General features: G+C 47.7%; 19 protein-coding genes and 1 other RNA gene. 13 read left to right on the top strand and 7 right to left on the bottom strand.

What is annotated here, in order from left to right; translation table 11 throughout:
• Positions 1-223 precede the first annotated feature (223 nt).
• A complete protein-coding gene (locus tag ASF12_RS03355; RefSeq protein ID WP_155972923.1) occupies positions 224-1,252 on the top strand; it encodes a tetraprenyl-beta-curcumene synthase family protein in 1,029 nt (342 codons plus the stop codon).
• Between the two features lie 31 nt (positions 1,253-1,283).
• Positions 1,284-2,252 (top strand): 6-phosphofructokinase, encoded by a 969-nt coding sequence (gene pfkA, locus ASF12_RS03350; RefSeq protein WP_056029507.1) that lies wholly within the window; start codon positions 1,284-1,286, stop codon positions 2,250-2,252.
• Positions 2,253-2,485: 233 nt separating this feature from the next.
• Here the strand turns inward: pfkA and ASF12_RS03345 are convergent, their stop codons facing one another.
• A complete protein-coding gene (locus tag ASF12_RS03345) occupies positions 2,486-3,673 on the bottom strand; it encodes a putative glycoside hydrolase (RefSeq protein ID WP_056029504.1) in 1,188 nt (395 codons plus the stop codon).
• Positions 3,674-3,881: 208 nt separating this feature from the next.
• Positions 3,882-4,076: a hypothetical protein gene (locus ASF12_RS03340; protein ID WP_046229973.1), complete on the bottom strand. Its 195-nt coding sequence runs from the start codon at positions 4,074-4,076 to the stop codon at positions 3,882-3,884.
• A 272-nt stretch (positions 4,077-4,348) separates the two neighbouring features.
• Between ASF12_RS03340 and ASF12_RS03335 the strand changes: the two genes are divergently transcribed.
• The 4 genes from ASF12_RS03335 (at position 4,349) to ASF12_RS03325 (ending at position 7,682) form a co-directional block, all read left to right on the top strand.
• Positions 4,349-5,941, top strand: a complete 1,593-nt coding sequence (locus ASF12_RS03335; protein WP_056029501.1) for a DEAD/DEAH box helicase — start codon at positions 4,349-4,351, stop codon at positions 5,939-5,941.
• A 215-nt stretch (positions 5,942-6,156) separates the two neighbouring features.
• Positions 6,157-6,945: a YesL family protein gene (locus tag ASF12_RS03330; protein WP_056029498.1), complete on the top strand. Its 789-nt coding sequence runs from the start codon at positions 6,157-6,159 to the stop codon at positions 6,943-6,945.
• A gap of 45 nt (positions 6,946-6,990) precedes the next feature.
• A non-coding RNA gene (gene ssrS / locus ASF12_RS33225) (6S RNA) lies at positions 6,991-7,175 on the top strand.
• Between the two features lie 111 nt (positions 7,176-7,286).
• Entirely contained in the window at positions 7,287-7,682 is a 396-nt protein-coding gene (locus ASF12_RS03325) for a DUF1499 domain-containing protein (RefSeq protein ID WP_056029495.1), read from the top strand.
• A 70-nt stretch (positions 7,683-7,752) separates the two neighbouring features.
• Here ASF12_RS03325 and tpx read toward each other — a convergent pair whose 3' ends face one another.
• Positions 7,753-8,271, bottom strand: coding sequence for a thiol peroxidase (gene tpx, locus ASF12_RS03320; protein WP_056029492.1), 519 nt, complete (start codon positions 8,269-8,271; stop codon positions 7,753-7,755).
• Positions 8,272-8,365: 94 nt separating this feature from the next.
• On the opposite strand from tpx, the gene ASF12_RS03315 reads away from it, so the two are divergent.
• Both ASF12_RS03315 and ASF12_RS03310 read left to right on the top strand, forming a co-directional pair.
• Entirely contained in the window at positions 8,366-9,022 is a 657-nt protein-coding gene (locus tag ASF12_RS03315; RefSeq protein WP_056029489.1) for a rhomboid family intramembrane serine protease, read from the top strand.
• 25 nt (positions 9,023-9,047) lie between these two features.
• On the top strand, positions 9,048-9,956 hold the full coding sequence (locus tag ASF12_RS03310; protein ID WP_056029486.1) for a LysR family transcriptional regulator: 909 nt from the start codon (positions 9,048-9,050) through the stop codon (positions 9,954-9,956).
• Between the two features lie 155 nt (positions 9,957-10,111).
• Here ASF12_RS03310 and ASF12_RS03305 read toward each other — a convergent pair whose 3' ends face one another.
• Entirely contained in the window at positions 10,112-10,795 is a 684-nt protein-coding gene (locus ASF12_RS03305; RefSeq protein ID WP_056029483.1) for a zinc metallopeptidase, read from the bottom strand.
• 66 nt (positions 10,796-10,861) lie between these two features.
• On the bottom strand, positions 10,862-11,311 hold the full coding sequence (locus tag ASF12_RS03300) for a MerR family transcriptional regulator (protein ID WP_442952490.1): 450 nt from the start codon (positions 11,309-11,311) through the stop codon (positions 10,862-10,864).
• Positions 11,312-11,655: 344 nt separating this feature from the next.
• On the opposite strand from ASF12_RS03300, the gene ASF12_RS03295 reads away from it, so the two are divergent.
• Genes ASF12_RS03295 through ASF12_RS03285 form a run of 3 tightly spaced genes read left to right on the top strand, consistent with a single transcriptional unit; the run spans position 11,656 to position 14,880 of the window.
• On the top strand, positions 11,656-13,026 hold the full coding sequence (locus ASF12_RS03295) for an ammonium transporter (protein ID WP_056029477.1): 1,371 nt from the start codon (positions 11,656-11,658) through the stop codon (positions 13,024-13,026).
• Positions 13,027-13,060: 34 nt separating this feature from the next.
• Positions 13,061-14,128: a DUF294 nucleotidyltransferase-like domain-containing protein gene (locus tag ASF12_RS03290; RefSeq protein WP_056029474.1), complete on the top strand. Its 1,068-nt coding sequence runs from the start codon at positions 13,061-13,063 to the stop codon at positions 14,126-14,128.
• Between the two features lie 17 nt (positions 14,129-14,145).
• A complete protein-coding gene (locus ASF12_RS03285) occupies positions 14,146-14,880 on the top strand; it encodes a 3'-5' exonuclease (protein ID WP_056029471.1) in 735 nt (244 codons plus the stop codon).
• Here the strand turns inward: ASF12_RS03285 and ASF12_RS03280 are convergent.
• Positions 14,867-15,295 carry a Mov34/MPN/PAD-1 family protein gene (locus tag ASF12_RS03280; protein ID WP_056029468.1) on the bottom strand — a complete coding sequence of 143 codons (429 nt, stop codon included), beginning with the start codon at positions 15,293-15,295 and terminating at the stop codon, positions 14,867-14,869. The genes ASF12_RS03285 and ASF12_RS03280 overlap by 14 nt on opposite strands.
• Positions 15,296-15,492: 197 nt before the next feature.
• Between ASF12_RS03280 and ASF12_RS03275 the strand changes: the two genes are divergently transcribed.
• Both ASF12_RS03275 and ASF12_RS03270 read left to right on the top strand, forming a co-directional pair.
• A complete protein-coding gene (locus tag ASF12_RS03275) occupies positions 15,493-16,023 on the top strand; it encodes a TlpA family protein disulfide reductase (RefSeq protein ID WP_056029464.1) in 531 nt (176 codons plus the stop codon).
• A 24-nt stretch (positions 16,024-16,047) separates the two neighbouring features.
• Positions 16,048-16,959 carry a DMT family transporter gene (locus tag ASF12_RS03270; RefSeq protein ID WP_056029461.1) on the top strand — a complete coding sequence of 304 codons (912 nt, stop codon included), beginning with the start codon at positions 16,048-16,050 and terminating at the stop codon, positions 16,957-16,959.
• A 147-nt stretch (positions 16,960-17,106) separates the two neighbouring features.
• Here the strand turns inward: ASF12_RS03270 and cimA are convergent, their stop codons facing one another.
• Complete coding sequence (gene cimA / locus ASF12_RS03265) at positions 17,107-18,720, bottom strand: citramalate synthase (RefSeq protein ID WP_056029459.1); 1,614 nt, start codon at positions 18,718-18,720, stop codon at positions 17,107-17,109.
• Between the last annotated feature and the right edge of the window lie 206 nt (positions 18,721-18,926).

Here is an 18,926-nt window from a genome sequence, read left to right as displayed (position 1 = left end):
TACAGGTGTTATAGCTAATTATTAATAGATTGTAAACCATTATAGCATGAACTGCTGGATTATTGTTTATTGAAATGGTACATTTATGAGTGGAGGTTTCATTCATCGTGTAATAATGGGCTGGTAGCCGGCGGTTATTCAGCATTTTTTTAAGAGGAGGAGGTGCATCGTGAGATTGACGACATTTTCAGGCAGCCGTGCGCCCCGAGGGCCTTTAAAACTTATGCATCGCGTATATAAATATGTGCTGCCAGAAGTTGAAGAGCAGCTGGGGAAGCTGCGGGCTATGGCAGAGCAAATTCCCGACAGGGAGCTGAGGACGCAAGCGCTGAGCAGCATAGCGAGCAAGAAATTCCATTGTCAGGGTGGGGCCGTGTATGCAGCGGCCAACTTGGAACAGCGGCATATTCTTATACCGCTTATTGTTGCGCTGCAAACGATTAGCGACTACCTGGACAATTTATGCGATCGCAGCACCTCTCTTGATGCGGATGATTTCCGCCTATTGCATCAGTCCATGCTTGATGCGGTTAATCCGGCAGCGCCGCTCCGGGATTATTATGCCCACCGGAAGGAGCGGGACGACGGCGGATATTTGCACCACCTCGTTGCCGTGTGCCAGCACCATACAGCGCTGCTTCCTTCCTATGCCAGCGTTCAGCGTGACGTAACCGAGCTGGTCAGCCTATATGGCGATTTGCAGGTGTACAAGCACATTCGCAATGACTTGCGCGAGCCGAAGCTGCTCGCTTGGTGGGAGAAGCATGCACAGCGCTACCCGCACTTGCAATGGAATGAATTCGCAGCGGCCAGCGGATCGACGCTCGGCATGTTTATGCTTTTTTTAGCAGCCAGCGGTGATGGTCTGTCGAAGCAGGATGCGGCTGCGATTAAAGAAATTTATTTCCCGCACGTATGCGGCCTGCATATTATGCTTGATTATTTGATCGATCAGGCGGAGGATCAGGCCGGCGGAGATTTGAATTTCTGCAATTATTACGACAGCTTCCATTTGATGGCGGAACGGATCGGTACGATAGTGGAGTGGGCAAGGGAGGATGTGCGGCATTTGCCGGCTTCCCGGTTTCATCGCCTTATCATTGAAGGGCTGCTGGCCCTTTATTTATCCGATCCGAAGGTGCGTGCGCAGAAAGAAGTGCGCAGCGTAACGCGCAAGCTGATGAAGAACAGTCCGCTTACCCGCCTGTTTTTCCTGATTAACAGCGTGTGGATCAGGAAGCAACAGGCTTAGCAATATATTACATCATTTTGGAGGAATGACTATGTCTTCAGTAAAATCAATCGCAGTATTAACCAGTGGCGGTGACTCCCAAGGGATGAATGCAGCCGTTCGCGCTGTAGTGCGGAGCGCTTTGTATAACGGGCTGGAAGTATACGGTGTACAACGCGGTTATCAGGGTCTTCTGAATGACGATTTGCGTCAAATGGATCTTCGCAGCGTAGGCGATATTATTCAGCGCGGGGGCACCATTTTGCAGACGGCGCGCTGCAAAGAGTTTATGACAGCTGAAGGCCAGGAGAAAGGCGCTGAAGTTTTGCGTGGGCGTGGCATCGACGGTTTGGTTGTTATCGGCGGCGACGGCTCCTACCAAGGTGCTAACAAGCTGAGCAAGCTTGGAATTAAGACGATGGCATTGCCAGGAACGATCGATAACGATATTCCTTTCACGGATTATACAATCGGTTTCGATACAGCGGTTGGCATCGTGGTGGATGCTATTAACAAAATCCGCGACACGATGTCTTCCCATGAGCGTTCGTCTGTCGTTGAGGTTATGGGCCGTCATTGCGGAGATATTGCGCTTTATGCGGGACTTGCAAGCGGCGCCGAGACGATTCTTGTACCGGAAGTTCCGTTCAACCTAACGGAAGTTTCGCAGCGGATGGAAGCCAATTTTGCCAAAGGCAAGCGTCACAGTATCATTGTTGTTGCTGAAGGAGCAGGCAATGGACATGATGTATCCAGCGAAATTACGCGTGGTTGTGGACTTGAGCCGCGAGTAACCGTGCTTGGACATATTCAACGCGGCGGAACGCCGACTGCTGTTGACCGTATTCTGGCAAGCCGTCTCGGCGATTATGCTGTGCATCAGCTGATGGCTGGCGAATCGGGCAAAGCTTGCGGTATCGTGCGCGGAGAGTTCCTTTCTACGGATATTGACACGGTTGTCAACACGAAGAAGCCATTCAACCTGGAGTTGTATGAGCTCGCGCTGCGCCTGTCGCAATAATACCTTCTTGCCCGTCTGGGCAATGGCTAACATTGATTTCCAAAAACAAACAAATAACCTCCGGCAACGCTTTAAGGCAGCGTACCGGAGGTTATTTGTTTGAAATATAGGAAAAGATATCCTAACGCTATCCTTTCTCGGAATGAAACGCGCCGCGCGGCCAAAGGATGGCGACAGCCGTTTCACCTTGTGGCGAGAAGCGTAAGCAAGAGCAGCTAGCCTTACTTGAATGGTTATTCGTAATTAACGCCCTCTGAATATTTATTGCCTGCATTCCATAAAAGAAATTCATGAATATCGGTGTCGGCGAGCGCCTTAATCTGTGCCTCGACTTCTTTCTTGCCATATTTCATATAATTGCCCTGTCCCAGCCAGCTGGCTGTAAAATCCTGAATCCAAGGACGAATAATCGGCTTGGCGTCGCCAATCGGGTCAAGCTTGGCATGGGTGTCCTCCATAGCGCCTACAATGGTTTCATAGGGGTTTTTATCCGGAACCTTCTGCTTAAACCAGCCTGTGCTGTAATGGCTCGGATAAACCATAGGGGATATGACGTGCACATCATTGGAAATTTTCACAAAGTCCTGCCCAATTCCTTCGGCGGCAGGCACTGATGCGGCGTAGCCGAAAATATCGACCGATACCCGCACGCCAAGCGGCTCAAGCTGCTCGCGGGCATATTTCACGAATCCTGCGACGGCATCGACCCGGCTCTGCTCGGTTTTCTCATACTTCAGCGAATCGGCTTTCTTATCAAAGCCTTCAGGAAAACGGACATAATCAAACTGGATTTCCTTAAAGCCCAGCTTGGCTGCTTCCTTGGCAACGGCTACATTATAACTCCATACTTCTTTCATATAAGGATTAACAAAGCTTTCGCCGCGGCCGTTTTTCCAAATCGTTCCGTCGGAATGGCGGAAGGACAGCTCCGGATGCTGGCGTGCCAGCACAGTGTCCTTAAAGACGACAATTCTGGCAATGGGGTAAACCTCATGCTGCTTCAATTTCTTCATCAAGTCGCCAATATCGCGAATGTACTTCTGTGTAGTTCCCAGCTCAAGCAGCTCCGGCGTCTCGGTTGGATAGGTGATATAGCCGTTGTCGTCTTTTACATCAATGACCATGCTGTTCAGTTTCGTATCATCCATGAGCTTCAGCAAGCTATCCATACGCGCTCCACCTGCACTGTGAGCCGTCACGTAGATGCCCTTCACAATGGGAGCATCTTTCTGTGGATCATGCTTAGCGCCTGCCTCAGACGTCCCCTGGCCTTCTCCATCTGAGGGGCTCGCCTGCACGATCGTTGTTCCGAGTGAAGCGTGTAGTACGGAGGCTGCGAGCTCCCGGGCGGCTGCATGATCCTCTCCGCTTCCCGTCAATAAGCTGTATAACAGCATGACAGTTGAAAAGATGATGTCCATTTCCTTCTCTCCCCGCTAGCTCTTCTTACCAAATTATAAAGCAGAATTAGGCTGCGTGACACTTATTTTTTTCAAAAAGCGTAATTTTACACAGAGAAATGTTGCTTAAAGCACCATTTTTGGGCGGGAATTCCCGGTGGGAAAAGCATGCAAAAAACCTGCTGACGCATGCGTCAGCAGGTTTACTATCAATCGGTATATCCCCTTGTCATTGCAGTAAGGCTTCTCTTTGGTGCTCGCAAATGCTGTGCTGAACAATCTCCATTGCATCCGCCGGTTCAAGTACAGCCAGTCCGTCCCTCAATACGATATTGATCGAGAGTTCCCGATCCGTAAGAAAAGGACTGAGCTCTGGTGCTAGCTTCTCTACAATTTGTGACAGTGTTACGGTTTCGATATCCACCTGGCATCACCCTTTCATCATAGGTTCAGGGCAAAACATATGGCATGAAAACGTTAAAACAGCGGGATAACCACATTATAGCAGGATCAACTTTAAAAAAACAGGGTTAACTGCCATGCGCGCAGCGGGCAGGGAATATAAAATAAAGCAAACGCTTACGCGTGCGTCTTTTGATCTGTTTTTAAGCTTCGCTGGTAAACGGGTACGATTGTATGCTATAATAGCTTGGATATTTTTCAAGTAGGCTGCAGATAAAAGGAGTATGAGAAAGTTTGAAAACATTTGCTGAATTTGGCTTGGAACCTAAAGTGTTGCAAGCAATCACGGAGCTGGGGTTTGAGGAGTCAACTCCGATCCAGTCCAAAGCTATTCCAATTGCAATGGCTGGTCAAGATCTAATTGGTCAGGCACAAACAGGAACAGGAAAAACAGCGGCATTCGGAATTCCGCTCATTAATAAAATTCCGACAAGCGAGGAGCGCATTGTCGCCTTAATTATGACGCCTACCCGTGAACTCGCTATTCAGGTAGCTGATGAAATCGGGAAGTTGACTCGATACAAAGGTTTACGCTCATTGCCAATTTACGGCGGACAAGAAATTGGACGTCAAATTCGCGCTCTGAAGAAGAAGCCGCAAATTATTATTGGTACGCCAGGACGTTTGCTTGACCACATCAACCGTAAGACGATCCGTCTTGAAGATGTACAGACGGTCATTCTTGATGAAGCGGATGAAATGCTGGATATGGGCTTCATGGAAGACATTCAGTCGATCCTGAAGCAAGTACCGGACGAGCGTCACACCATGTTGTTCTCGGCTACAATGCCGCCGAACATTCAGAAGCTTGCACAGCAATTTCTGAAAAACCCTGAGCATGTGTCGGTTATTCCTAAGCAAGTAACGGCACCGCTTATCGATCAAGCGTATATTGAGGTTCATGAGCGTCAGAAGTTTGAAGCTCTTAGCCGTTTGCTTGATATGGAATCCCCAGAGCTTGCGATCATCTTCGGCCGTACGAAGCGCCGTGTTGATGAGCTTAGCGAAGCTTTGCAAAAACGCGGTTACACGGCAGACGGCCTTCACGGCGACTTGTCCCAAAACCAACGCGACAGCGTAATGCGCAAATTCCGCGACGGCAGCATCGATGTGCTGGTTGCAACGGATGTAGCTGCTCGTGGCCTCGACGTATCGGGCGTAACGCATGTTATCAACTTTGACCTTCCGCAAGATCCGGAGAGCTATGTTCACCGTATCGGCCGTACTGGCCGCGCAGGCAAAGAAGGTACTGCATGGTCGTTCGTAACGCCTCGTGAACTTGATCACCTGCATTTCATCGAGAAAGTTACACGTCAAAAAATCAACAAAAAACCTTTGCCTAGCATCGCAGAAGCGATTGAAGGCAAACAGCGCTTGACAGCTGAGCGTTTGCTCGAAGTTGTTCAAGAAGAAGAGTTCACGGAATACAAAGCAATTGCCATTCAGTTGCTTGAGCAATATGATTCCGTTAACTTGCTTGCAGCAGCCGTGAAATTGCTGACAGGCGAGAAGAAGGAAGTCAATATTGAATTGACACCGGAAGAGCCGCTTCGCGCGAAAAAACGCAAGCCGGACATTCGTTCGAATGGTCGTCGTTATTCTGGTTCCTCGTCCTTTGGCGGCGGCAGTGGCCGCAGCTCCAGTGGCGGTGGCGGCTATCGTGGCCGTGATGACAGACGTGGCGGCGGAAGCGGCAGCGGTTCGAGCTCCAGCTCGCGCAGCAGCAGCTATGACCGTAACCGTGATGGCGGCAGCAGCAGACCTCGCACTAGCGAGAACCGTCGTCCAAAACCATCGTCCGAAGGCTTTAACAATAACAACAACTAGGGTCATTTCTTCCTGTTCTTATACAGGATGAAGAAATAAGCCCGAATAACCAAGCTTAAGAAACCGGGGAAGTCCGTGATGCCTTACGGGCGTCCTGACTTTCCCTTTTTTATTGTTCATTTGATTAAGCCAGCCTGCTTGATTGAATAATATGCTTTGGTGCATGTCACAACCAAAATAGTAAGGAACAAGACGGAATAGTGGGGGCAGATCACATGGAGCCAAGGGGTTTAATGGGAGGTTTTTACCGCATCTCCGAATGGATTATGCGATTATCGGTAATCAATGTATTATGGCTAATATGTTCAATTCCTTTCGTATTATTGGCGTTTGTGGGCGTATTTCCAGGGAATGCTGCAGCACTTGATGAGGCGGCATATCTGGACCATGTTAAAACAACATTGATTTTCATGGCGATTGTTGCTCCTTTCACCTTATTTCCAGCTACAGCTGCGATGTTTGCAGTAGCTCGCAAATGGGTGATGGGTGAAACGGATGTCCCGCTATTCAAAACTTACTTTAGAGGATATAAGGAAAATTATCTTCAAAGTATGATCGGCGGGTTTTTCTACGCTATTCTGTTTGCCATTATGATTGTCGATTTTATTGTGTATCGCGACCAGTATAGCCTAATTTCTTATATCTTTATTGCTTTGCTGCTTCTGCTGGTGATTTCCTTGTTCAACTTCTTCTCGATGCTTGTCCATTATCACATGAAAACGTTTCAATTGTTGAAAAATGCCATTCTGATTACGATTGGCCGTCCAATACGCTCGTTCTCCTCTGCGGTAATGAGTGGTGCGGTCATCTACATCAGCACGCGCTTCACCTTTTTGATTCCGTTTTTTATGGGCAGCATTATCGCTTATCTGTCGTTCTGGAATTTCTACATGATTTACCAGAAGCTTCAGGAGCAGGCTGAAAAGGCAAGACTAGCTCAGGAGGCTCAAGAGGTCGAATTCGCAGAGCTTACAGACGGCGATTCGAGCTCGTCCAATAAATAAGCGTTTAGACATTTACAATTGTAAAGGTAACGTTTATAATAACAATACATCCTGCGATGTTCGTTTCGGCTTTACGTTGTTTTGAACCAATGGCTGTTTCTCGGGAGACCTAAATTGTTACGATGCTGACATGCCCTCTAAAGGGGACTTCAAATTCGTTTCTGCGGACACCCACCTTGCGAAAGCGAGGTTCAGAAACATGTAAGTCGGACGGCATAGGCGGGTTTTTATCTACACTCAAGAGACTCTGCTGCGCTAACACGCTCAGGGTTCTTTTTTTGTGTAACAAAACATGTTAATATAGATATTACATACAAAGATGCTGGAGGGGGAGATCGTTTTTGTTGAAGCGGACCGTAATCGGGCTGCTGCGCAGTCATGAACAAACAGGCGATAAAGCCAAAGACCCGATGCTCAAATCCCATTTTTACAAGTTGTCCAAGGAAAAGGCTTGGGAAGAAGTCGTATCTACGCTGAAGAAAATGCAGGGCTACAAGGTGCTGCATGAAGTGCAATCGGTTGGAGAGATTGTGCTGGAGAAGCGCACGGCTTTCGGCCGAACGATGGACATTACGGTGTCGGTCATTAGCGTGAATCCGGTAAATGCAGCCGTTGATATTTATTCGGCTTCCAGAGGCTCATTTGGCGACCTTGGCTCGAACTACCGGGTTATTCTTGAGCTTTATCGAACGCTGGACAAGAAGCTCTCTGCTTTTAAGACGACCGGAAACTCATAAAACGTACAAAAAGCGAGGAAGGTTTCCCTTCACTCGCTTTGTTTGTGCAGATAAAAGATTGTATACTGGATTATACGAGCGCTTTAGTTGCGTTAATCGCTGCTTCGTAGTTAGGGTGCTCTGTCATTTCTGCCAGGTACTCCACATATTGAATCGTATCATTGGCATCGATTACGAAGATCGAGCGCATATCCAGGCCGAATTCTTTAATGTAAACGCCATAGGCTTCGCCAAAGCTTTTTAGTTTGTAGTCTGACAGCAGCTCGACTTTATCAATGCCTGCAGCACCGCACCAGCGAGCTTGGGCGAATGGCAGGTCTGCGCTGATTGTAAGTACAGCAACGTTGTCGCCAAGTGTAGCAGCAGCTTCATTGAAGCGGCGAGTTTGAGCGTCGCATACGCCTGTATCAATAGAAGGAACAACGCTGATTAATTTGATTTTACCAGCATAATCTTTCAAGGATACGCTATCAACGAGTGTTTTGTTCACTTGAAAATCAGGAGCTTTATCGCCAGCTTTCAATTCTGGTCCGACTAGTGTAAGTGGATTGCCTTTAAATGCGGCAGCTCCAGCACGTTCTTGAGACATGAATAACGTCCTCCTCAAAGTTAAATGGTCAATACCCATTTATTATAATCGGAGTTCGGCAATATTGTCCAATTTTAGAGCGGGGGAATTCCTAATGATTTTTTTAAGATACGAAAGCTTTCGCGTTTATTTAAGATCTTATCCGGTGACTTCTGCGATAATCGCGTTAAATACGCTCTATTTTATATTTGTTGCTTTAAATGGCGGAACGACTAACGGAGAAAACTTGTACCGCTGGGGCGCCTTTTTAACTTTTCATGGAGATCCATACGGGCTGTTGGAGCCATGGCGCTATTTAACGTCCGTCTTTATGCATGGAGGCTTTCAGCACCTGCTTTTTAATATGTTTGCCCTGCTTGTGTTTGCGCCGCCCTTGGAGCGTCTGCTGCGCTCTGTGAAGTATGGTGTTTTTTATTTGCTTTGCGGGCTGCTCGGCAATTTGTTCAGTGCGGTTATTACGGTTATGACAGAAGGTGGCAATGGGGAGTTTGTCCATTTGTCAGTGGGAGCATCCGGTGCGATTTATGGCGTTTACGGGGCGTATCTATACTTGTCGCTGTTCCGTAAAGCTTGGCTGGATGATGGCTCGCGCAAAACCGTATATATGATTTTGGGAGCAGGTATCATTTATTCCATTATTTTGCCGACAATAGATTTATGGGCGCATGTTGGTGGCGGCCTTGCCGGCTTCCTCATGTATGGTTTATTCGATCGGGCAATGGTTCGCAGGCAGCGGATCGTCCGGAGATAATGTTTGGATAAGATAAGGAGAGATCATGGAACTTCGTCAGCTTTATTATTTCGTCAAAGTAGCGAGAAAAGAGCATGTGACACAGGCGGCGGAAGAATTGCATGTTGCTCAGTCTGCTGTGAGCCGTCAAATTCATCAATTGGAGGAAGAGCTTGGCGTAAAGCTTTTTTTACAAAAGGGCAGAAATTTGCAATTGACGCCTGTAGGTCATTTGTTTTTGAAGCGGGCTGAGGTCATATTGGCTGATTTGGACCGGGCTGTGGTTGAAATACATGAATTTCTTGACCCGGAAAAAGGGGAAATTCGGCTTGGCTTTCCGCATAGCCTCGGTGTATCCTTAATTCCGCAGGTTGTAGCTGCTTTTCGCAAGCATCATCCGAATGTGAAGTTTCGCTTTCGGCAGGGGATGTATCCGTCGCTTATACGAGATATGGTAAAGGGTGAGATTGATCTTGCTTTCATTTCTCCTTTTCCGGATGAGCATGAGCATGTATGCGGGCAGGTGCTGCTGACAGAGGAGCTTTATGCGATATTGCCGCCAGCACATGCTCTCGCTGGGGAGAGCTCGATTCGATTGAGCCAACTCAAGGATGAGACGTTTGTATTGTTCAGCGAGGGTTATTCATTGAGGCCCATCGTATGGGAAGCGTGCCAGGAGGCCGGATTTACACCGAAAATCGGCTTCGAGGGCGAGGAGACGGAGACGATCCGCGGGCTTGTCGCCGCTGGTATGGGTGTCAGTCTGCTGCCCGCAATGGCGCTTCATCATACAGGCATTTTACAGCCAGCTAAAGTGCGGGTGGAGCAGCCGCATGTGACTCGCAATATCGGCATCATTCATCGTTCTAATGAGAAGCTGTCGCTCGTTGCGAAGGTGTTCCATGGCTTTCTGCTGCATTACTTCAATGAGATGAAGCAAGAGGAATTAAAGTAAGAACCGCTATATGCAGGATGAAAAAGAACCGCTGCAAGTACCAGTTTTATTCTGGTCGTTGCAGCGGTTCTTTTTGTGTAAAAGGAAAGTGGGCCAGCCTAATGCTTTAGCTGGCCCACTCATCTGTGTTGATCGTGTATTGCTCTGAAAGCAAGTTATTCCCGGTTCGATGATGTGAAGATCATAATATATTTTAAGAGCTCCAGCAGGGAGATAAGCGCGGCTGCTACGTAAGTTAGGGCGGCCGCGTTCAGAACTTTGGCAACTCCGCGTTCTTCCTCGTTCGTAATAAAGCCTTCGGCAATCATAATGTGGCGCGCTCGATTGCTTGCATTAAATTCAACGGGCAGTGTAATGACCTGAAAGGCTACTGCTACGGAGAAGAAGATGATGCCAAGACCAATCAGATTAGCCTGTTGAAATAAAAATCCGGCGATCAGCATGAATGGGGCGATGCCCGATGCAATGTTAACGACCGGAAAAATGCGATGGCGCAGCACCAGCATTGGATATTTCGCCTGATGCTGAATCGCATGGCCAACTTCATGGCAGGCAACGGACAAAGCGGATATGGAGTTTTCATAATAAACATGCTCTGAAAGTCGTACTTTGCGTGATATAGGATCATAATGATCGCTTAGCGTGCCCCGTACGGGTTCAATTTGTACATGCTGCAGCCCATGGGCATCCAGCATTTTGCGTGCGGCCTGATAGCCGGTTAGTCCGCTCATGGAGCGAACGGTAGACCAAGTTTTGAACGTTCCTTTAACCCGAAACTGCGCCCAAATCGATAAAGCGAAAGCGATCAGGATGAGGATGTCCATTTTGTGAAAAAACATAACGTCATTCCTCCAAATGATAAATTTGACTTTCCGATCAAGGGGCGAAGCTTTTATTGTATATCTCTACATAAAATTCCCCTTGTTTAGCAGCAACATAAGCGCTTCTATACAAGCTGCCGTTTGCGGCATGATACGAGTGTAGAGCCTGTTGGCTTGGCGAGGCTTCATTTGCTTGATCACTGGCTCCAAGTCTTTAACCTCTCGTTCCAGCTCGCTTAGACGAAGCTGTAGATCGGTCAGCTTGCGCGATACCTGCTCTTCAGCAGTTACGCTGTCCCATGCTGCTAGCGATTGTTTAATTTCTTCAAGCGTGTGCTTGCTTTGCTTCATTTGTTCAATACGTTTCAAGCGGATCAATGTTTCAGAATTATACAAACGGTAGTTCGTCGAAGAGCGTTCCGCCGGTTCAATAAGTCCCATTGAAGTATAATAGTCAATTGTTCGCGGACTGATGTTGGCCAGTTTGGCGAGTTCTCCAATTTTATAACGTTCAGCAGATTCCAATCCGTTCACCTTCTTTCCTCTATCTATATATGTCTATGTTTAATGATAATCGTAAAGTAACCATACAGTCAAACGTGTTACATAGATAGGTAAGCTAAGGGCAATTATGCCTAGGAAGCTGCTTCCTATATAGAAGATGAAAAGTACAAAGATTAAACCCCATCACGCTAAAAGCTGCCATGACCAGGCAAGTACTGTGAAAAAACTTAACATTAACCGCTTTCTTAAGGTCGAATGTTAGATTTTTTTCGAAAATAGAATAAAACGTATTGTCAAATGCGACTCTACTGACTATAATGACATTAAGTCTTTCCTGAAATGTTAGGAAACATAACGTATGGGGAGTGGTCGTAATGATTAGAAAGATGTTATTCACACTAGGGGCAATGTGCTTAGTATTCCCGGCAATGGCTTTTGCGAATGACCCATCCAATGCAACATTGAATATGGGTATCGACTCCTTATGGGTCATGGTAGCATTCGTGTTAGTTTTGCTCATGCAAGGCGGATTTATTCTTTTGGAAACAGGTTCGACCAGAATGAAAAATGCCGGCCATGTTGCAGGCAAAACGATTTTCACAGCTGGTCTAGCAGGTTTGGTTTATTGGGCGATCGGTTATGGTATTGCGTTCGGAACGGCTAATGCCGATGGCGGATCAAGCAGCTTTATCGGCTGGGGCGATTTCTTCTTTAATCCAGCTATTTCAAGTGTAAATGATGAGCTTCCAACAACTATTTTCTTCCTGTTCCAACTAGCTTTCGCAGCAGTATCGCTTTCCATCGCATGGGGCGGCTTTGCGGAACGTGCTAAATTGTCCTCATACCTTATTTTCACCGTTATCTACATTGCTGCGATCTATCCGGTAGTTGCTCACTGGATCTGGGGCGGCGGCTGGCTTGCAGCAGATGGTGCACAAGACTTTGCCGGTTCGACGGTCGTGCATTTATCCGGCGCATTGGCAGCTTTGGCAGCAACCATTCTACTTAAACCTCGTATTGGAAAGTTCAACAAAGATGGCTCTGCAAATGAAATTGCGGGACATAACCAAGTGTATACAGCACTATCGGTTTTGCTTCTGTGGGTCGGCTGGTTCGGCTTTAACGCAGGCAGCACGGTGAGCATTGGTGACGGCTTCTTCGGTTATGTTGCTTTTACAACGATGCTTGGAGCAGGTGCAGGTGCTGTTTCCTCGCTGCTGATTTCGTGGGCTGTAACAGGCAAAGCAGATATTACAACTACCCTTAACGGTACTCTTGCGGGTCTGGTTGCAATCACAGCTTCCTGTGCATTCGTTGATCCATGGGCAGCTGTCGTAATTGGTCTAGTAGCAGGTGTGCTTGTATTCTACAGCGCGAAGTTTTTCGAAAAAATGAAAATCGACGATCCGATTTATGCAATGTCGGTTCACGGTGCAGCTGGTATTTGGGGTACGCTGGCTAACGGTATTTTTGCAACACAAGCATTGGCTGACAAAGTGGGCGTAGGCCAAGGCGGCTTGCTTGATACAGGCAGCTGGAAACAATTATGGGTTCAATTCGAGAGTGTTGTTGTATGTGGCGCATTTGTTCTGGCAGCATCGTTCCTGGTACTTGGCATTATGAAGCTGGTAATGGGCTTCCGTGTAACAGAAGAGCAAGAAATTGTAGGTCTTGACCTCAGTGAGCATGGCGCTTATGGTTATCCTGAGCAAATGAAAAAAGCAGGTCAAAACCTGCAAGGTTAATAATATAAGGGCGATTCAAAGGGGAGAGACTCGGATGACGGACCCTGTGCATGTAAAGCTGCTGGAGCAGATAAGCTTGGCCGAAGAGGCCGGCACGCTGCGCAGCTTGCGGGATCAGGTACATGATCGGATGAAGGAAGCTCTCCTTGCAAGCCCTGTCGAACAGTTTAATGAACAATTGAATGAGATGCATGATACGGTGATCAGCCGGGCAATTGCACTCGCAGAAGCGGAAATGGCACGGATGGGGAAGGGTTCTCCTCCCGTGCCTTACGCCTATTTATTATTCGGCAGCGGAGGCAGGGAAGAGCAAACCTTGTCCAGCGATCAGGACAGCGGCATTGTTTATGAGTATGCGGCTGATGATGAGTCGGATGTGCAGCGCTATTTTTATGAATTGTCCGCACTCATTGTCAGTTATCTTCAAACGGCGGGATATCCTCCATGCGAGGGAGAAGTGCTTAGCAGTAATCCCCAGTGGTGCAAATCGCTGTCAGCATGGGAGGAGCAAATTAACTCGTGGTTTAAGGAGCCAAGCTGGGAGGCGGTCCGTTATTTGCTAATCATAGCGGATGGACGCGGCATTTTTGGAAGTCAGCTGCTTATGCGGCGATTCAAGGATATTTTTTTCACCGACATGCTGGCCACGCCGATTATTATTAGACGCATGCTTGAAAATACGATGCGCCACAAAATGCTGCTCGGCGTATTCGGCCATTTGCTGAAGGAGCAGTATGGAGAGGATGCAGGCAGTCTGGATATTAAATATGGCGCCTACATTCCGATGGTGAATGCCATTCGGCTGTTGTCGATCCAGCGAGGCATTCGCGAGTCTTCTACGATGGATCGCATGCGGAGGCTATTGGAAGAAAAGGAGCTCTCGGAGCAGGAAGCCAAGCAATGTGAGCAGGCTTTTCTCTTATTTCTCAGGCTCCGGCTGTTATCGATTGAAAGCTCGGAAAATGGCTGGTATGGCAACAATGGCAAAGTGGCTTCTCGCAAGCTTACTAAAGAGATGAAAGATGAATTAAAGAAAAGCTTGCGGTTCGGAAAGAAGCTGCAGCGCAAAGTGTATAAAACCACAATGGGAAGGCTTGTGTAAGGCGGTGGATGGAGACTATGAAGGAACCTAAAGGCGTGGGACGGATGTGGAGCTTATATAAAATGGGCGGCTTTACGCCGGCCATAGCCTCTATGCTGGGATCGCAAAATGCCCAGCAAATGGCTTTTATTCGCTCTGTCAACAAAGAGCAGCGCAAGCAATCCCCGCTTGACATGCTGCTTAGGGAAATGGAATTTATTGTGTTTGACTTGGAGACAACGGGATTTTACCCGTCAAATGGCGATGAAATTATTTCCTTTGGCGCCGTATTAATGCGTGGGAGCGAAATTTATTCGTCGGAGACGTTCTACAGCCTCGTTAATCCGAAGCGCCGTATTCCCCGGGCTATTGTGGAGCTGACAGGCATTACGAATGAAATGGTAGAGGATGCCCCCGATTTGATGCAGGTGCTGCATGATTTCATGGAGTTTGTCGGCAAGCGGCCGCTCGTTGCCCATGCTTCCGGGCATGATAAGCAATTTCTCAACGCTGCGTTATGGCGAACGTCGAAAGTGAACTTAAACCATCGCGTATTGGATACGATGATGGTTGCCAAGTGGCTGGAGCCGAAGCGTGATAGCTATGCGCTGGATGATTTGCTGGAAGACAGCGGCATTACGATTACACAGCGGCATCACGCGCTGGAGGATTCTTTAATGACGGCAGAATTGTGGCAGTCGTATTTGCTGCGTATTTTTGAGCGGAATATAAATACGCTCGGCGACCTGTATGCTTATCTCAGTCAGCGATAGCCCATTGCGCTGGCTGGAAGCATCCGTTCATGTAGCAATAAGCCTGTATTTCAGGCTGCAAAGGCTGCTGCAAAGAAATAATCCAATAAGACAACAATAAATCATCCGTATGGATGCCCAGCTCATCCGCAGTTGAAGGATGAGGGGGTGAAGTTGGATGAGAGTGGAAGAAGCCGAGCAGCGATTGCCGGCTTTTTTGCATGCGGTAATAAGCCTTTACCCAATCGTCTGGAGCGAAAGCAAAGGCGGCCGAAGGGGACGGATGGACGTTGGAAATAGCAGCCACGTCGATTATTTTGCCGATGTCTTGTTCACCTGTCAAAATGCCGCAGGCTTCCCTAGGAAGTGCTTCAAGGCATGAGGCAATGAGCCGATCATAAGCCTGAGTTGTTATATGTAGTAGTTGCGACTTCACGCAAATGCCCTCCCGTCAATCCTATATCGTATATCGTATAGGTATGATTTGATTTATTTTAACCCAAAATAAAAGGGGAAAACACGGCAGATTTGACGGTTTAATGAAGGAAGAGGCGTTTTTGTTGAGCTTATCTTGTCGGCCGTGTTACGATGGAAGCAGGTAAAAGCATGAAATTGGCAGGAGGATTTTGGAAAATGAAGAAGGCGTCCGCATGGTTTATAGTCGCTTTTGTGCTGGCTGGCTTGGCTATTTCGCAATATATGGAGAAAGACAGCGCAATTATTTCTGCTTCCGGGGATTTTAAGCCGAAAGCGGGATATGCTGCTCAGCAATTCGAGCTTCAGGCGCTGGATGAGCAGATGTACAAAGTCGGGGGAGAGCAGGGCAAGCTTAGCTTTGTGAATTTTTGGGCGTCATGGTGTGGTCCCTGTGAGCTGGAGGCGCCGGATTTGCAGGAGCTTCATGAGAAGTATGGGGATAAAATCGCAATGTATGGCGTGAATTCTACCAAGTTTGATAAAGAGCGCGCAGCAAGGCAATTCGCCCTGGATCATGAATTCACATTTACCATCCTAATGGATCGCGAGGGAGATGTCACGAAGGAGTATAAAGTGAATACTTTTCCAACGACATTTCTAATTGATTCCAAAGGTGTAATTCGGGAAAGAATCAATGGCGTCATTCCGCTATCGGAGTGGGATCGTCTCATTGAAAAATATTCATAAGCAATTAAGGGAGCCTGCAAGATCGTGAATACTGAACAGAAGAAATTATGGCTCCACCCTTATGTATGGCTGCTTATTGCTGTTTTGGCTGTAGCGATATCGTCGATTATTATTAAGTTTTCGAGTGCTCCTTCCTCGGTGGCAGGTATGTACCGGCTGTTCATTACCGTCGTTATTATGCTGCCGCTTATACCGTGGAAGGCGTTTCGGACGATTCGTTTAACCCGCAAGGAGTGGATGATTTTAAGTTGTGCCGGCTTTTTTCTCGGCCTGCATTTTTTGCTTTGGATGGAATCGCTGAAATTTACGTCTGTTGCAAGCTCCATGGTATTTATTACGCTGCAGCCCATCTTTGTGATGCTAGGCTCGTTTCTTCTATTTAAAGAGCGTCAGGCGATAGCGGGCAGCCTTTGTATGGCTGTAGCGGTACTAGGTTCCATCATTATCGCATGGGGCGATATCGGGGTGTCGCGTGAGGCATTATTCGGCGATTTATTGTCCTTGCTTGGAACGATGGCGGTTGCTGTGTATATGATAGCTGGGCAAAAGATCAGCGGCAGGCTGCCTTCAAATCTGTATAGCTTGATCGTATTTTTGATTGCAGGAATAGTCATGTTCATTTACAATCTCGTCAATCAAATTGCTTTGACGGGGTATGCTGCGCAGGAATGGATGTATTTCGTCTTGCTGGCGATTATTCCGACTATATTCGGACATTTGGTGTTTAATATGCTGTTGAAGCATATTGGGGCTACGAACGTTTCAATGGCGATTATCGGCGAGCCGGTGTTAGCAATGATATTAGCTTATTTTCTGCTTAATGAATATTTAGGCACCGCGCAGTTGATTGGCAGCTTTTTGACGATTGCCAGTATGGGCGTGTTTTTCCGGCTGAAAGCTCGGCAAACCGCAGTTCGCGTCGAGATAGGCGCTTAAGAAGCGGCATAATCGGAGCTGTTTGCCAAAAATAGCGTTCGACCATTTTATCACAGCACAAAAAAAGGGCATTCCTGCCAGCCATTTGTTACTTATGGCTTGAGGAATGCCCTTTATTATCGTTACAGTTGCTTATTATGCGCTGACTTAATGGTTTACTAGTCCATGCTGCTCGGTTACTGGGGCATCAATAGCATCGGGTTTGCCCATGTTGAGCAGGGCGTAGCGAATGCCGTCAACCAACGCTTCCCAGCTTGCTTCGATTACATTGTTGGAAACACCTACGGTGCTCCATGTGTTGTCGATGCTGGTAGACTCTACAAGCACGCGCACTTTAGCGGCCGTTGCGTCTTTCTCGTCGATTACGCGAACTTTGTAGTCGGACAAATGAATCTGCTTGATTTTTGGATAAAACTGCACAAGTGCCTTTCTTAGGGCGTTATCGAGCGCGTTGACAGGGCCGTTGCCCTCAGCAGCGGTATAAACCTGTTCGCCGCCAACGTTCAGCTTGACGATCGCCTCAGTATGGAGCGCACCTTGAGAGCTTTCCACCAGCATTTTAAAGGATTCGACCGTAAAAATTTCTTCGACCTCGCCAAAAGCTTCTCTAAGCAGCAGCTCAAGCGATGCATCGGCACCTTCAAATTGATAGCCTTGATGCTCCAAGTCTTTAATCCGCTCCATAATTTGCTTCGTTTTGTCGTTGTTGGCGTTCACATCGAGGCCAAGCTCCTGGGCCTTGGAGATGATGTTGCTTTGGCCCGCCAGCTCGGAGACGAGAATGCGCTGTTTGTTGCCAACGAGTTCAGGCGCGATATGCTCATAGGTTTTGGAATCCTTCATGATCGCTGAGACGTGGATGCCGCCTTTATGGGCGAAAGCTGCATTGCCGACATAAGGCTGGCCGACAGGCATATGAACGTTGGCAATCTCACTGACAAATCGTGCAGTTCCTGTTAGCAAGCTCAGCTTGTCATCCGGCAAACAGTTATATCCCATTTTAAGCTGCAAATTTGGAATAATCGAACAAAGATTGGCATTGCCGCAGCGTTCACCATATCCATTGATCGTGCCTTGTATTTGACGGGCTCCGGCTTGAACGGCAGCAAGCGAGTTGGCAACCGCCAGCTCACAGTCGTTGTGCGTATGAATGCCGATAGGAGCATTCAGCTCGGCGCGAACGCGCGATACGATTTCATGAATTTCGCCCGGCAGCGTGCCGCCGTTCGTATCGCAAAGCACGAGCCAATCCGTTCCCGCTTCCTGTGCCTTGCGCAGCACCGCCAGTGCGTATTCCGGGTTATGCTTGTAGCCGTCGAAGAAATGCTCCGCATCAAACATCGCTTCAATCCCGTTATGCTTCAGGAAAGCAAGCGAGTCGTAGACCATAGCTATGTTTTCTTCAAGTGTCGTTTGCAGAGCGGTGTGTACGTGAAAATCCCATGACTTTCCGACAAGCGTTGCTGCAGGAACGCCGGATTCTTTAATTCTGAGCAAATTAGCATCTTGGTGAGCCAGACTGAACTTGCGTCTAGTGCTGCCGAATGCCGTAATCTTCGCTTGCAAATTATAGGCTTTAATGCGCTCAAAAAACTCAATATCTTTGCTATTGCTTCCCGGGTTGCCGCCCTCAATATAATGAACACCTAGTGCATCAAGCTTCAAAGCGATCTTCAGCTTGTCCTCCGCTGATAGGCTTATGCCTTCTCCTTGCGTACCATCACGCAGCGTCGTGTCAAAAATAGTTAAATTCATTGTCATGGCCAGAAGGCCTCCTTCTTCACTGATAGCCTTTACAATTATAATGAATTATTATAACACTAGTTGACTGGAATGTAGAGAGCAGCCCTTACTTTTTTTAAATATAAGAATGTATAAGTTTCACTCTCGAAACGGTAGCCTTGCCGCCAGAGGACGGCGAAAAGCCGTTTACGCTTGTGACTTTTGCGGTTCTCAGCTGTTCAATT

This window comes from Paenibacillus sp. Leaf72, assembly GCF_001422685.1.
In the GTDB taxonomy this organism is placed as follows: Bacteria; Bacillota; Bacilli; order Paenibacillales; family Paenibacillaceae; genus Pristimantibacillus.
This window is presented reverse-complemented; position numbering and strand designations above follow the sequence as displayed.

Coding starts and splice junctions, on each gene's coding strand:
- ASF12_RS03355 (WP_155972923.1), top strand. CDS start 224: ATGCATCGCGTATATAAATATGTGCTGCCAGAAGTTGAAGAGCAGCTG.
- pfkA (WP_056029507.1), top strand. CDS start 1,284: ATGTCTTCAGTAAAATCAATCGCAGTATTAACCAGTGGCGGTGACTCC.
- ASF12_RS03345 (WP_056029504.1), bottom strand. CDS start 3,673: ATGGACATCATCTTTTCAACTGTCATGCTGTTATACAGCTTATTGACG.
- ASF12_RS03330 (WP_056029498.1), top strand. CDS start 6,157: ATGGAGCCAAGGGGTTTAATGGGAGGTTTTTACCGCATCTCCGAATGG.
- tpx (WP_056029492.1), bottom strand. CDS start 8,271: ATGTCTCAAGAACGTGCTGGAGCTGCCGCATTTAAAGGCAATCCACTT.
- ASF12_RS03315 (WP_056029489.1), top strand. CDS start 8,366: ATGATTTTTTTAAGATACGAAAGCTTTCGCGTTTATTTAAGATCTTAT.
- ASF12_RS03310 (WP_056029486.1), top strand. CDS start 9,048: ATGGAACTTCGTCAGCTTTATTATTTCGTCAAAGTAGCGAGAAAAGAG.
- ASF12_RS03305 (WP_056029483.1), bottom strand. CDS start 10,795: ATGTTTTTTCACAAAATGGACATCCTCATCCTGATCGCTTTCGCTTTA.
- ASF12_RS03295 (WP_056029477.1), top strand. CDS start 11,656: ATGATTAGAAAGATGTTATTCACACTAGGGGCAATGTGCTTAGTATTC.
- ASF12_RS03290 (WP_056029474.1), top strand. CDS start 13,061: ATGACGGACCCTGTGCATGTAAAGCTGCTGGAGCAGATAAGCTTGGCC.
- ASF12_RS03285 (WP_056029471.1), top strand. CDS start 14,146: ATGAAGGAACCTAAAGGCGTGGGACGGATGTGGAGCTTATATAAAATG.
- ASF12_RS03275 (WP_056029464.1), top strand. CDS start 15,493: ATGAAGAAGGCGTCCGCATGGTTTATAGTCGCTTTTGTGCTGGCTGGC.
- cimA (WP_056029459.1), bottom strand. CDS start 18,720: ATGACAATGAATTTAACTATTTTTGACACGACGCTGCGTGATGGTACG.